The sequence below is a fragment of the Janthinobacterium silvisoli genome (assembly GCF_014200725.1).
Classification (GTDB): Bacteria; Pseudomonadota; Gammaproteobacteria; order Burkholderiales; family Burkholderiaceae_D; genus Janthinobacterium.
On record NZ_JACHCL010000002.1, the window covers coordinates 534,653 to 546,699 of the forward strand.

The 12,047-nt window shown below is 58.5% G+C and carries 14 protein-coding genes and 1 tRNA gene; 6 read left to right on the top strand and 9 right to left on the bottom strand.

The features are described from left to right. Nucleotides 1-20: 20 nt before the first annotated feature. Nucleotides 21-857: a hypothetical protein gene (locus tag HDE75_RS12560; RefSeq protein ID WP_183677343.1), complete on the bottom strand. Its 837-nt coding sequence runs from the start codon at nt 855-857 to the stop codon at nt 21-23. Nucleotides 858-980: 123 nt separating this feature from the next. Here HDE75_RS12560 and HDE75_RS12565 point away from each other — a divergent pair, with 123 nt between their 5' ends. The 3 genes from HDE75_RS12565 (at nt 981) to HDE75_RS12575 (ending at nt 2,346) form a co-directional block, all read left to right on the top strand. Beyond that, nucleotides 981-1,424 carry a DUF2939 domain-containing protein gene (locus HDE75_RS12565; RefSeq protein ID WP_183677342.1) on the top strand — a complete coding sequence of 148 codons (444 nt, stop codon included), beginning with the start codon at nt 981-983 and terminating at the stop codon, nt 1,422-1,424. 140 nt (nt 1,425-1,564) lie between these two features. Then, complete coding sequence (locus HDE75_RS12570) at nt 1,565-2,080, top strand: DUF2939 domain-containing protein (protein WP_183677341.1); 516 nt, start codon at nt 1,565-1,567, stop codon at nt 2,078-2,080. A gap of 53 nt (nt 2,081-2,133) precedes the next feature. Further along, entirely contained in the window at nt 2,134-2,346 is a 213-nt protein-coding gene (locus tag HDE75_RS12575) for a hypothetical protein (protein WP_183677340.1), read from the top strand. A 4-nt stretch (nt 2,347-2,350) separates the two neighbouring features. Here HDE75_RS12575 and HDE75_RS12580 read toward each other — a convergent pair whose 3' ends face one another. Next, nucleotides 2,351-3,739 (bottom strand): HD-GYP domain-containing protein, encoded by a 1,389-nt coding sequence (locus HDE75_RS12580; RefSeq protein ID WP_183677339.1) that lies wholly within the window; start codon nt 3,737-3,739, stop codon nt 2,351-2,353. 479 nt (nt 3,740-4,218) lie between these two features. Here HDE75_RS12580 and HDE75_RS12585 point away from each other — a divergent pair, with 479 nt between their 5' ends. The 3 genes from HDE75_RS12585 to HDE75_RS12595 all read left to right on the top strand — a co-directional run bounded on the left by HDE75_RS12585 (nt 4,219) and on the right by HDE75_RS12595 (nt 7,385). Beyond that, the gene (locus HDE75_RS12585; protein WP_260174005.1) at nt 4,219-6,525 is read left to right on the top strand and encodes a TonB-dependent receptor; all 2,307 of its coding nucleotides are present in this window, start codon (nt 4,219-4,221) and stop codon (nt 6,523-6,525) included. Between the two features lie 318 nt (nt 6,526-6,843). Beyond that, entirely contained in the window at nt 6,844-7,116 is a 273-nt protein-coding gene (locus tag HDE75_RS12590) for a type II toxin-antitoxin system Phd/YefM family antitoxin (RefSeq protein WP_183677338.1), read from the top strand. 11 nt (nt 7,117-7,127) lie between these two features. Next, on the top strand, nt 7,128-7,385 hold the full coding sequence (locus tag HDE75_RS12595; RefSeq protein ID WP_183677337.1) for a Txe/YoeB family addiction module toxin: 258 nt from the start codon (nt 7,128-7,130) through the stop codon (nt 7,383-7,385). Between the two features lie 223 nt (nt 7,386-7,608). Here HDE75_RS12595 and HDE75_RS12600 read toward each other — a convergent pair. The 7 genes from HDE75_RS12600 to HDE75_RS12630 form a co-directional block, all read right to left on the bottom strand. Continuing rightward, nucleotides 7,609-7,695, bottom strand: a tRNA-Leu gene (locus HDE75_RS12600). A gap of 63 nt (nt 7,696-7,758) precedes the next feature. Beyond that, nucleotides 7,759-8,004: a hypothetical protein gene (locus HDE75_RS12605; RefSeq protein WP_183677336.1), complete on the bottom strand. Its 246-nt coding sequence runs from the start codon at nt 8,002-8,004 to the stop codon at nt 7,759-7,761. Beyond that, on the bottom strand, nt 8,001-8,327 hold the full coding sequence (locus HDE75_RS12610) for a hypothetical protein (RefSeq protein ID WP_183677335.1): 327 nt from the start codon (nt 8,325-8,327) through the stop codon (nt 8,001-8,003). The genes HDE75_RS12605 and HDE75_RS12610 overlap by 4 nt, the downstream gene beginning before the upstream one ends. Then, nucleotides 8,324-8,839, bottom strand: coding sequence for a glycoside hydrolase family 19 protein (locus tag HDE75_RS12615; protein ID WP_183677334.1), 516 nt, complete (start codon nt 8,837-8,839; stop codon nt 8,324-8,326). The genes HDE75_RS12610 and HDE75_RS12615 overlap by 4 nt, the downstream gene beginning before the upstream one ends. Beyond that, a complete protein-coding gene (locus HDE75_RS12620; RefSeq protein WP_183677333.1) occupies nt 8,836-9,264 on the bottom strand; it encodes a hypothetical protein in 429 nt (142 codons plus the stop codon). The genes HDE75_RS12615 and HDE75_RS12620 overlap by 4 nt, the downstream gene beginning before the upstream one ends. A gap of 73 nt (nt 9,265-9,337) precedes the next feature. Continuing rightward, complete coding sequence (locus HDE75_RS12625) at nt 9,338-11,185, bottom strand: hypothetical protein (protein WP_183677332.1); 1,848 nt, start codon at nt 11,183-11,185, stop codon at nt 9,338-9,340. Next, nucleotides 11,185-12,015, bottom strand: a complete 831-nt coding sequence (locus tag HDE75_RS12630) for a hypothetical protein (protein WP_183677331.1) — start codon at nt 12,013-12,015, stop codon at nt 11,185-11,187. The genes HDE75_RS12625 and HDE75_RS12630 overlap by 1 nt, the downstream gene beginning before the upstream one ends. Nucleotides 12,016-12,047 lie beyond the last annotated feature (32 nt).

Here is a 12,047-nt window from a genome sequence, read left to right on the forward strand (position 1 = left end):
CACATCATCAAGTCACATCGTCAGGACGCATCGATCAGCGCCGCAATGCGCTGGTTCAGTTCCGCATTTTCCGCCTGCAGCTGCGCGTAACGCTGTTTCAGGCTGGCGATCTCGCCGCGCAGGCGCTCCACTTCGGAAGGTGTTTGGGCCGCGTTGTCCGCCCACGGCTCATTGCCCGTCTCTGGCGTATCCTGAGATACATGGACCTTCGGCTCGCGCGGTGGACGGGTCGCGGCGCGCTGTTCGCGGATTTCCTTGGCCGCCTGACGCAACAGCTTCTTGCCGCCAGCAACGGCCGCCACCTGCTCGGCCTGGGGCAAGGACGCCACGGTGGCCGCCGCGTTGATGGAAATCGTGCCCGAACGGACCGCTTCCACCAGTTCCGGCGTGGCCGCCTTCTGGATCTTTTCGATCTGGCTGATCTGGTTGCTGCTCAGGCGCGCCGCCTTGGCCACTTCTTCGCGCGTGCTCATGGCTGGTTTCGGCAGGCTTTCGCCTTCCGCGGCATCGGCGGCATTGACGGGCGCCGGGCTGCGCGCGGCGACGATTTCCTTCTTGCGCAAGGCCAGCACACCGCGCTGGAAATCCGACACGCTGCGCCGCGCCAGATGATTGTCTATCATCCACAGCATTACATCGTCGATCGATTCGAAGCTGGTATTCTGGATGGTCTTGAATGGAATGTCGTGCTTGCGGCAGATGGCGTAGCGATTGTGCCCGTCGATCAGCACATCGTTCCACAGCACCAGCGCGTCGCGGCAGCCTTCATTGAGCAGGCTGCGCTCGAGCGCCGCGTATTCGCTGTCGGTGAGCGGATCGATATAAGCCTGCAGCACGGCATTGATAGTGATATTCATGGTTGTCCTCTGTATTGCGTATGGCGGCGCGATCTGGCGCGCCGGCACGCATGCTACACCATCTGGTAGCGCTAGCCGGGTAAAATCACGGCGAACAGAGATAGATGTTAAACAATAGAGACCATGAAAAGAAAACACGCCGTCGCCGCCATTTTTTGCGTTGCCGCCATCGGCTTTACCTGGGTCAGCCCCTACATCGCCATGTACCGCATCAGCATGGCTGCCCGCTCGGTCAGGATGACGGGACTGGAACAGCAAGCCGACCTGGCTGCCGTGCGTGCTTCAGTGATGCAGCAACTGCAAACGGGCGGCCACGCGCATGATGCAGAAGAACTGGCGGCCATGGTCGACACCATCGTCTCGCCGCCCGGCCTGACGGCGCTGATCATGCGCGGCAAGGAAGGGGCCGATGGCAAGCGTCACGACTTCGGCATGTCTTACCGTTCATGGTCGGATGTGGTGCTACGCCGCGATGGCGGCCAGGATACGAGCCAGTTCCTGCTGAAACGCCATGGTGTGTGGGATTGGAAACTCATCGCTGTCACCCTGCCAGCCGATTTACTCTAAGCTTGCCAGGAAAGCAAACCTAAAGGCCAAATATTTGATCTACGGCAATTATTGCATAAAATTCTATATTGTTTTGAGGCAATAATCTGTAAGATGCCAAGATTTCCGGCGCATCTGGCGCCAGCTTTTCAAGAGGTCGCATGATGAAAAGAGGCATCTTTTTTGCGGTGGCTGCAGTGCTCGCGCTGGCCGGCTTGTTCTATGGCAGTCCGTATCTCGCCATGCAGCAGATACGCGCAGCCCTCAAGGCGCAAGACAGCGCTGAACTTTCCACACACATTGATCTCGCCCTGTTGCGCGGCAGCCTGGACCAGCAACTGCACGCCCTGTTTGCGGCGCCCGAAGTGGCGGCCGATATCAGCCCGACCGTCATCGCGCCCCTGCTCGACACCATGCTCATGCCGGAAGGACTGCTCTCCCTGGTGCAACTGAACGCCCACTATGAAAGCCCGCTCTCCAAGGTCAGCGATGTCAGCGGCCGCCAGCGCAACGGCGAGGCCGACTATACGCTGCACTACACTTCGTGGGATAGCGTGGTGGTCCAGCGCGCCCACAGCAAGAGCCGCATCGGCGAGCTGACCTTGAGCCGCGACGGCCTGTGGCGCTGGAAACTGACGTCGGTCGCGCTGCCGAGGAATCTCCTGACTGATACCTGAACCGGTTTGTTCGCCTGCTATGATTCAGCCATCAATCTATCAACGGAGGCAATATGGCAGACCTGGTACAACAAGCACTGGCCCACGCAGGCAAATCGGCCACCACGCCATGGGTCGTGACCCTGGTCAATGGTGAAAAATTGACCGGTCCCATCTCGCCGCTCAGCGACGGCGCCTACGCCATCGGCCTGGGGCAGATCAAGTATTTTTCCAGCGACAAGGTTGCCTCGATGAATGTGTCGGGCGCGGGCGCGTTTCCAATCTAAACGTTCAGGCAGCCAGCGGCTGCTGATCCAGCTCCGGCAAGCGCGCCAGCGCCGCCTTGAGCGCCTCGAAACACTGCGCATCGATGGCCGTGCCCACCGTTTCGGCCATGATATCGAGCGCTTTCGGGATCGGGATCGGGCCACGGTAGGGGCGGTCGGCCGTGATGGCGTCAAAGATGTCGGCCGTGGTGATGATGCGCGTTTCCAGGCTGATGCCGTCGGCCGTCAAGCCGCGCGGATAACCCTTGCCATCGAGCCGTTCATGGTGGGCGGCGGCCACGATGGCCAGCTCCGCAAACGCGTCGATGCGCGATAAAATCGTTTCCGTGTACTGGGCATGCAATTGCACGGCTTGCCATTCGTCGGCATCGAGCTTGCCTGCCTTGTCCAGCACGCTATTGCTGACGCCCAGCTTACCCACGTCGTGCAGCAAGGCGCCCCGCTTGAGCCAGCGCCGCCGCTCGGGCGACACACCCATGGCTTCGGCGATCATGTCCGTGTACAAGGCCACGCGGGCGCTATGGCCACTGGTGTACGGGCTTTTTGAATCGACCACCTGGCCGAACGCCTCGGCGATATCGTCCAGGTAATCTTCATCGACGGGCACCACCTTGTTGGCCGGCTCCAGCGCCGCGACGGCCGCGACTATCTCTTGCGAGCGCAGCATGGACCAGAAAGCGCCCGACTCGGCCACGCGCTCGAAGGCTTGCACCAGTTGCGGATCGAACCAGGTGCCGGCGCGCTGGCGCACCTCGGTCCGTGCTGCCCGCGCACCATCGGCCGTATGGAAAACGTCGATCACCTGCGCCATCAGGGCGATGCGCGCAAACAGGGGAATCGCCTCGCCGGCCAGCTTTTCCGGCTTGCCCTGCCCGTTGAAATGCTCATCGAGGCTGTAGATGCCGGCCGCCACTTCCTCAGGAAAACGTAGCAGGCGGGCAATATCGGCGCCTCGCTGGCAACGCGTGGCGATCAAGTCCTGTGCAATTTGCGGGCCGTCGCGCAAGATCGTCATGACGGCGCGGAAACGTTCGGCCAAGCCCGCTTTCAGCCCTGTGTGCTTGAGCACGAATTTGAGCACCTGCGGCAAGCTGTCGCCCACCGTCTTGAAGCCTTGCTTGAAAGCCAGGTCGTCCGTCAGGTACAGCTCGCAAATGCGCGCTGCATTGCTGCTGCAACCTAAATCCTTGAGCAGCAAGGTGTAATACAGATTCCACAAATCCTCGTCCGCCATGCCGATCTCGCGGCCCACGTGCATGCCTATCCAGCAACAGCGTATGCAATGGCCTTCGGGTTGGCCCTCGGTGATGTCGAGCGCCTGGCTCAATGCGGCGATCAGTTCAGACAGGCGAATGCCGGTGGTGCAAGATACCGTTGATGAGGATGTTATCATGGTAGAAATACAAATTTCCAATATGTAATGGTTTGTATTCTACGCGATACGGTGGATCATGGGCCGGAGAAATGGCGGGGGCAGCATTGACGCCATCGACAATCCTTGTCGCATTGTGACAACAAGGCGCTGGAGAAAATAGACCAGATCGTATGTTGCTTTTTGCCGACAGGCGTCGGCAGCCATATCGGGAAGTGAAGACAAAACGCGCTCTGCAAGCGCCCTGGACCGGCCGCCGCCACAGTAATAAACGCATGCGCTCTTCCACTATGCATCGCCATCAGACTAGCGGCAAATACGATTTTGTTTGGCTATTTAGTCGAAATAAAAATGAATGGCACGTCTGATGAAATGCCATTTCGGCCAGAAATTTACGTGCTAGCATGACTTTTCGTCTGGCAGACAAGCGTGCAACTGCCGCAAACGCAGGGCGAAAACCAGAACCCATTTCCCATAATGAAAACCAATAGGAGCCGTTCATGATGACACTGCATGCTGGTATGGTGCGCCGCACATTGATTGCCCTGGCAGTGACTGCCGCATTCCCGCTACAGGCGATGGCGGACAACCCTGCCCCGGCGCCCGATGCGCCAGCCGCAACCCAAGCTGATACACCAGCCGCCGCCCCGGCTGCCACCGGTCCGGGCCAGCTGGAAACAGTGATCGTCACGGCGCAGCGCCGCGCTGAAAACATCAAGGACGTACCCATGTCGATCGCTACCCTGAAAGGCGAAAAGCTGGACGTGCTGACGGCCGGCGGCCAGGATATCCGCTTCCTCAGCGGCCGCTCACCCAGCGTCTCGGTGGAATCCGACTACGGCCGCACCTTCCCGCGCTTTTATATCCGCGGCCTGGGCAATACAGACTTCGACCTGAACGCCTCGCAACCGGTGGGCCTGGTGATGGATGACGTGGTGCAGGAAAACGCCATGCTGAAGGGTTTTCCCGTATTCGACGTGGACCAGGTGGAAGTGCTGCGCGGCCCGCAAGGCACCTTGTTCGGCCGCAACTCGCCGGCTGGCGTGATCAAGTTTGACTCAGCCAAACCCGTGTTCAATACGGAAGGTTATTTAAGTGGCGGCTTCGGCAAGGATGGCGTGAAAAACCTCGAAGGAGTGTTCAACGTCCCGCTCAGCGACACCGTCGCCCTGCGCTTTTCGGGCCAGACCCAGCGCCGCGACAACCGCGTGCACAACCCCCGGCCGACCGGCACGCGCGACTTCGAAGGCTATGAAGACAATGCCGCGCGCATCCAATTGCTGGTCAAACCCTCGCGCGACTTCAGCGCCCTGTTCAATGTGCATGCCCGCGACCTCGATGGCACGGCCACCCTGTTCCGCGCGAATATCCTGAAACAGGGCACGAATGACCTGGTCGACAATTTCGATTACGGCTCCTACCCCACCGACGGCATCAACCGCCAGCACCTGAAAACCAAGGGCGGCAGCATGCGCCTGAAATGGGATCTCGATGGCGTGACCGTGAACTCGATCACCGGCTACGAAAAACTCGATTTTTACAGCCGCGCCGACGTCGATGGCGGCTATGGCGCCGTGTACGCGCCACCGATGGGTCCAGGCTTCATCCCCTTCGTGGTCGAAACGGCCGACGTGATCCCGAACCACAAGCAGATTTCGCAGGAATTGCGCGCCGAGTCGAACAGCAAGGGGCCATGGCAATGGATCGCCGGCCTGTTCTACTTCAAGGAAGACATCCAGATCGACAGCATCAGCTTTGACAGCCTGTCGCCCGGTAATCCGCAAAATCCGTTTTATTCGACGCAGAACCAGAGCTCCACTTCCTATGCCGCTTTCGGCTCGCTGAACTACACGGTTTCCGACGCCTTGAAGCTGCGCGGCGGCCTGCGCTACACCAGCGACAAGAAGGACTTCTCGGCCAAGCGCGTGGAACTGACCACCGCCGGACCGTTCAACATCGACAATACCTCGCATAACATCAGCTGGGATTTGAGCGGCACCTATATCCTGACGCCGGCGACGAACGTCTACGCGCGCGTCGCCACAGGCTACCGCGCGCCATCGATGCAGGGCCGCTTGAATGGCTTGAGTGACCGCCCTTCATTTGCCGGCGCTGAAAAAGCGCTGTCAGTCGAAGCGGGCATCAAGCAGGATTTGTTCGACAAGCGCGCCCGCCTGAGCCTGGCCGTATTCCAGTACCGCGTCAAAGACAAGCAGCTGACGGCCGGCAGCGGCGCCGTCAACATGAACCAGTTGATCAACGCCGACAAAGTCACCGGCCAGGGCGTGGAGCTGGACTTCCAGGCCAACCTGAGCGACTCGGTCAGCATGACCCTGGGCGGCAGCTACAACCACACCGAGATCCAGGATAAAAACCTGTTCGTGCAAAGCTGCGGCAATGCGTTGAACAACCCGGCCAGCGGCTGTACCGTCACCAACCCGGTCGGCCCCTTCACCGGCACCGCCTACATCAATGGCAACCCGCTGCCGCGCGCGCCCGAATGGCAAGGCAACTTCACGCTGAAATACAGCATCCCCGTCGCCAACGGCGAATTCTTCGCCTACACCGACTGGTCCTACCGTACCAGCTACAACTTCTTCCTGTACGAAGCGAAGGAATACAAGGCCAAGCCGCTGCTCGAAGGCGGCTTGCGCGCCGGCTACAAATGGGACAAATACGAAATCGCCGCCTACAGCCGCAACATCACCAACCGCATCCAGGCCGTGGGCGCGATCGACTTCGACAACCTGACAGGGATCCTCAACGAACCGCGTACTTATGGGGTGCAGTTCAAGGCGACGTTTTAAGATGCAGTGAATGTTGGTGAGATGGAACACTATTCATACAAGAAACATCTTCTGCAGGCAGTTGACCAATAGCGTAGGAAGGTCGCATGGCAAGCCATCCGATCTGCCTACGCCCTATTTTTAGCCTGGCCGATCTCAAGTTGGCGTCAGGCGTCATCATGACCAAAACAGCAGGTCACCAGTTACACAATCGACTTGTACAACTTATTGAACAGGTATAGAATTGACTTGTACAACTTATCGCACATATATTTATATAAATATTTTAATATTCATACTTTTTTAAGTCGGTTAAAGAATTAAGTAACGGAGTGAAAAATGAGAATCATCAATTTTTCCGATGCCCGAAATAGCTTGCGGTCAGTCATAGATCAAGTAGTAGAAGACGCTGATGTCACAGTCATTTCGCGCCGCGATGCGCCTGATGCCGTCGTTATGTCATTTGATCAATACAGCAGCTTGATTGAAACGGTTCATCTGCTCAGCTCGCCTGCTAACGCGGCGCACCTGGCAAGGTCGATCGCCCAGTCACGTGCAGGCAAAACGCAGCATCGGGAGTTAATCGAAGTGTCCGAAGCTGAGGAAAGCTAAGGAAGTACTTGATGAAGAACGTGAAATTTACGGACGAGTGCTTTGATGACTACGTCTACTGGCAGGGGCAGGACAAAAAAACCTTAAAGAGGATCAACGTGCTGATCAAGGACGCACAACGGTCCCCTTTCGAGGGCATCGGCAAGCCTGAGCCACTCAAGGGAAATTTGTCGGGATTTTGGTCACGCCGCATTGATGAAGTCAACAGATTGGTCTACGCCGTTCAAGACGACGAGTTAGAAATAATTTCTTGTCGCTATCATTACTAACAAACAGGGCCTCGTTCGCGAGGCTTTTTTGCGTCTCTTGTTATGCTAGTGCATGAACCAGGTCAGCGGTGCCTTTGGAGTACTACGCTGGGATCGTTGATGGTGATGCCGGTGACGCCTCAAAACAATTACCGGTAACTTTATGCGGAATCAATGCAGTTTTGCGGAACTGGAAAAGATTGAAAAGATAGTGAGCACTATCTCTGTAAAAAGCATCTGCGCTTGGTGCCCGGAGCCGGAATCGAACCGGCACGCCCTTGCAGGCGGGAGATTTTAAGTCTCCAGTGTCTACCAGTTTCACCATCCGGGCAGCGCGGCAAGATTCTAGCACAGGTGATGCACATTACACCACCTCGCTATTGTTTGATCTCCCTCAAGATGGTCCCGCCACGCAAGCGTCGAGCAGCGCTTCCAGTTCCCGCTCATAGGCGGCGCGCAGTTTTTCGCGGGCCAGCAAAGCTTGCGCCTGGGGATAGATGCCGGAAGGCGGCACTGCCGGCAGCGATGGCGCGGTGGGACGGCTGCTGATGCATGGCACGGCCAGCGGCAGCATTTCAGTCATTGGAACATGCGCCGCGCAGCCTGACAGCATGCAAGCCAACAACAGCGCCGCCCTCATGGCATCTCCCTGGCGATCAATGCCTCAGCCGCACGGCAAGCATCGCCGTCGGGCTGCAGCGCCAGGATGCGGGCGGCGGACTGCTCGCTGGCAGCCCTTCCCTCTCGGGCGCCAGCCAGCGCCTGCTTTGCCTGCGCGGAACGGCGTGCGCCCTCTTCCCGCATCAGTGTCAATGCCTGATCCTGACGCCGCAGCGCGCCTTGGGCCTCTGCCAACTGGAGGCTGCAGGCGGCGCGGCCCGTTTCCCTGCCCCAGCGCTGGGCGCAAAACAGGGCTGCACCGAGCAGCAGCAAGCCAGCCAATACCGCCATTGACGGCTTCATGCCAGCACCTTGCGCGCCTTCTGATACAAGGCCAGGCGATCGGCCAGGCCATTCAAGCCGCCATTGACGCGGCGCGTGACTCTTTCCTGGTCGCCCGCATCAGCCAGGGCGTTCAAGCCGCGCGACTGCCAGAACCAGCCAGCCGAACGGCAGGCGTGGAGGGTTTGCTCCAGCAGTTCGGGCCTGGACAGCAAATCGAGGCGCAGCGCCACTCCGCAGGCGGCATAGTTGGCGCGCCCCGTTACCTGCAGCAAGCCGCGTCCCTTGAAGCGCACGCCATCGCCGGCAATCACGTTGCCCAGATCGGCCCGCCCTTCGTAGGCTACGCCACTGGCCAGTTCGCGCGCATAGCGCAACTGGCCGGATTCATGCCCCACCTGCGCCAGGAACGCCGCCTGGCGCAGCGGCGTATCAATGCCGAATTCCGCCATCGCAGCATTCAGGGGCGCCAGAAACAAGGCGGCGCGCTGACCGGCGTACGGCATGATGGCCATCAATTGGACCAGCGTCATAAGCCGCCCCGCACATCCTTGACGACGGCAGCCGCATCGAGCGCCAGTTCGCCGATATCCTTGCCGCGGCGCTTGTCGAACCAGCGCACGCAGGCGCCCAGCACCCACCAGGCGGGCAAGCCGGCCGCCACCATCAGGGGCGCGGCGATAAACAGAAAGCCGGTGGCCGGGTCGCCACCATACAGGCTGGCCACGACTTTTGCGCTGTCGAACAGGCTGGGCCACCACGACAGCACGGCCGCCACCAGCAGCGGGCCGAGAAAGGTGGAAATGATGATGCTCGAGCAAAAGCGGATGAATGCCTCGCGGGTGGAACGGGGCCACATGAACATGAAGCCCAGCGAAGTGGCGGCGGCGCCGGCCAGCACGGGCACGCCAAACAGTTTGATCAATGCGCCGCCGGCGGCGGTGGTTTCAATGGCCATGATTGCCTTTCTGTTGGAGAAATAAAAAAACCCGCCGTGGCGGGTTTGGAGAAGGACTGCTGCATGACGACAGCTACACGGACTTGACCATCACATAGGCGCGGCCATCCGCTTCGATAGCAATCACGCGCCCGACGGCGCGCAGGTACTGCTTCATGCTCAGGTCATCTTCGTGCACGGCGATACCCTTGATACCGGCGCCGTCCTGCACCGGGACGATGTAGTCGCCAGGCTGGGCGCCCAGCACATTGACGGGTACGCGGCCGGCGATGGCGATGCGGTCGACTTTCTGGCGTGCGGCTTCCAGCGCAGCGTCGAAGGCGGCCATGGCGTCGGTATCTTGCTGCGCGGCGATGTTATAAGCCGTAAGTGCGGTGACGAAGCTGGCCTGTTTTTGCATCCATTCGTCGTCGGTTTCTCCTGGACTAGTCACTATCTGCTCGACTTCCTGCGGCTTGGTACCAGGGACAACCTGACTTTCCATCACATCCTCACGACGAACTGGCTTGACAGGTTCCATTCCGGCTTTTGGTACAGGACGCAGGCCCAGGCATGATGCCCAGCCATCACCACCAACAAAAGATGGTGCTGTGGATTTGACAGCAAACATGACAGAGCCATCCCACTCATCCGTGATTTTATTTTGAGCGGTAATACCTATAATTTGCCCAGCAGAGACATCTGCACAACTCATACACTTGGAAATGTACTCGGCATAGTCATTACCCTGCGTACTTATCGTTCCACCAGTTGAGACGCTTCGTCCCGTAACTGAATTTTTACCGACATAGAGAACTGAGTTTGCGGTATTCCAGTCATACAAACCAGCAGCGGCTACTGCCAAGCTCGGCGCTAACGCTTTATCAACTCCGACATAGAGAATCGCTTTCGCTTCTGCAACTGCCATGCGGATATCGTGCTGAATCGTAGATATGTCGCTACTTCCTGCCTTCAGGATTGGAATGCCGACTTTTCCATCCCCGTAAATTGACAACAGATTGCCCGTCCAGCCACCAGAACCTACGTCATAAGCTTGAATAGCTAATGTATATCCCTGTTTAAACAGAGAGGCGCCAGGGTTCGTGACAAATCCAAACCTGCCTGGATAGGCTGTTCCGCCAACCCCATAAACCCCCAAGCCCAACGCCTCAAGATTGCCAATGCTGCCGTTTGGCAGGCTTGAAATAGTTGTACCGGCTAAGAACGAATCTCCGCTGCTGCCTACACCAGTGAGTATCTGCGCGGGAAATCGAGTCTTCAAACTGTTTCCGTTTTCGTAAACACCTTGCCAGCGCGGAGCAATATACATGGACTGCCCCGGCACTGCTGACGTGTCGAACACTATAGTACCTGCAGGTTCCCCACCAACCACAGGTTCTGAAACGGCGTAGGTCGCTGTATTAACTCCTGTAATATCAAATGATGCATTTGCAAAACCATCGAGAAAAGCGTACACACCATAAGTCAAATCTGGATGCTTATAGACTATGACGCGAGCCCTTACCCTTGGCACCCCTTCAAGGTGCCATTCCACATAAAATCCATTCCTGACGCCCATCAGAAGAGTAACCGCCGACGTCTGTGCGGAAAGCCATCCGTCATTTAGCGTACCGCGTATGAGAAGATTTTCTTGCGTTCCTGCGTCATCCGGTGCAAACGTTGCGAGTTTGTACCAGTTGCGCCGCCCGACAGAGCTCGTAAATTGATAGCCGTACTTGGCTGTCGACCCCGAACAAATCCTGGCGTTTGATTGAATCGGCAAGTTTGGATCCAGCCACGCCGGCGTAATGCATCCATTCACCCCACCCAACGGCGACATGCCCACCTTGGGCGTAGTCGATGCCACTACCGCGCCGCGCCCTGCCAGCTCGTTCAAACGCTGGATCGTGTCCTTCTGGCCATAGTAAAAAAATTCACTCATTACAACTCCTCTACTTCAATGTTGGTGGCATAGGCCTGGAAAGATGGGGTGGTGATGGCTGCCAAATTAGCCAGGCGTCCATACACCTGGTGCGCCTGCTCCAGTTCGACGTCGTCGTTATCCGGATACAGGCTGACGAAAAGCGGACGCGACAGGCCGCTGCCGTGCACAATGCGCCACAGTTCCGCACGGTCCAGCGGCGTCATATGATCGAGCGACAGCGACAGCTTGCGATACACCGAACCGCGCGCTACTTTTTGCCCGCCAGCGTCGCTGCGGTACTGGCTGCTGCTATCAACCGGCGTGACACCGGCGCCGTACGAGGCATTCTGCTCAGGATTCCAGTAAGCGCCAGCCACCAGGCGTGTCGCTTCAATGCAAGCAGCCGGGTTGTCAGGATCCGCCAGGTCGATCACGAGCTTTTTGATACTGCGCATGGGGACCCAGCAACGGGCGTAGGTGCCGCCGCCATAGCTGAAGGCATTCACTCCCAACGAGATCGCTCCCCAGTCCCACATGCCCAGGCGCGCGTACTCGCACGCCGGCACGATGCCGCTATCGAACGCAGCTACAGCGTCGAATGGCTCGATGTAGCCGCGCACGCGCATCAGTGCCAATGGCGTCAGATTGCAAAATGGCAGCGCCACGCCGCCGATGATTTCTGGTGTAGGCCAGACGGCGGTGATAGTCAAATCCGTGCCAACGGAGCGCAGCAGAGACGATTTCCCGTCGCGCTGCAAGTTGGCCGGCCCGAGCGCGCCAGCCTGGCTCGATGCGCTCAGCACCGCGCGGTCGGCCGCGTTGTCGTAAATGATGCGTAGGTTGGGCATGTGCTCCTCTGAGTATTCGCTGTCAAAAGACA

Coding starts and splice junctions, on each gene's coding strand:
- HDE75_RS12560 (WP_183677343.1), bottom strand. CDS start 857: ATGAATATCACTATCAATGCCGTGCTGCAGGCTTATATCGATCCGCTC.
- HDE75_RS12565 (WP_183677342.1), top strand. CDS start 981: ATGAAAAGAAAACACGCCGTCGCCGCCATTTTTTGCGTTGCCGCCATC.
- HDE75_RS12570 (WP_183677341.1), top strand. CDS start 1,565: ATGATGAAAAGAGGCATCTTTTTTGCGGTGGCTGCAGTGCTCGCGCTG.
- HDE75_RS12575 (WP_183677340.1), top strand. CDS start 2,134: ATGGCAGACCTGGTACAACAAGCACTGGCCCACGCAGGCAAATCGGCC.
- HDE75_RS12580 (WP_183677339.1), bottom strand. CDS start 3,739: ATGATAACATCCTCATCAACGGTATCTTGCACCACCGGCATTCGCCTG.
- HDE75_RS12585 (WP_260174005.1), top strand. CDS start 4,219: ATGATGACACTGCATGCTGGTATGGTGCGCCGCACATTGATTGCCCTG.
- HDE75_RS12590 (WP_183677338.1), top strand. CDS start 6,844: ATGAGAATCATCAATTTTTCCGATGCCCGAAATAGCTTGCGGTCAGTC.
- HDE75_RS12595 (WP_183677337.1), top strand. CDS start 7,128: ATGAAGAACGTGAAATTTACGGACGAGTGCTTTGATGACTACGTCTAC.
- HDE75_RS12605 (WP_183677336.1), bottom strand. CDS start 8,004: ATGAGGGCGGCGCTGTTGTTGGCTTGCATGCTGTCAGGCTGCGCGGCG.
- HDE75_RS12610 (WP_183677335.1), bottom strand. CDS start 8,327: ATGAAGCCGTCAATGGCGGTATTGGCTGGCTTGCTGCTGCTCGGTGCA.
- HDE75_RS12615 (WP_183677334.1), bottom strand. CDS start 8,839: ATGACGCTGGTCCAATTGATGGCCATCATGCCGTACGCCGGTCAGCGC.
- HDE75_RS12620 (WP_183677333.1), bottom strand. CDS start 9,264: ATGGCCATTGAAACCACCGCCGCCGGCGGCGCATTGATCAAACTGTTT.
- HDE75_RS12625 (WP_183677332.1), bottom strand. CDS start 11,185: ATGAGTGAATTTTTTTACTATGGCCAGAAGGACACGATCCAGCGTTTG.
- HDE75_RS12630 (WP_183677331.1), bottom strand. CDS start 12,015: ATGCCCAACCTACGCATCATTTACGACAACGCGGCCGACCGCGCGGTG.